Raw genomic sequence first — 244 nt, 5'->3', positions numbered from 1 at the left:
CTGTATTTTCTTATTATATCTGCGGTAATTAATGTAGCTCTTGATGTAGTGTTTATCGTCGTATTCGGAATGGGTGTGGAAGGATGTGCCTATGCGACGGTCATTGCACAGGCAATTTCTGCGTTGTTATGTTTTATTTATATTGTGAAAAAGTTTCCTATTTTGCATTTGACAAAATCAGATCGAAAGATTTCTTTTCAAAGTTTCGGGCGTCTTCTTTCACTTGGCATTCCGATGGGGCTTC

Annotated in this window: 1 protein-coding gene; it reads left to right on the top strand. The window is 38.1% G+C overall.

Annotated features, from left to right (window positions below; genetic code table 11):
- Positions 1 to 244: polysaccharide biosynthesis C-terminal domain-containing protein (locus NE619_RS18415; RefSeq protein WP_256133913.1), on the top strand; the 244-nt coding region annotated here is incomplete at both ends.

The organism is Anaerovorax odorimutans, from assembly GCF_024459955.1.
Lineage (GTDB): Bacteria > Bacillota > Clostridia > Peptostreptococcales > Anaerovoracaceae > Hominibacterium > Hominibacterium odorimutans_A.
This window is presented reverse-complemented; position numbering and strand designations above follow the sequence as displayed.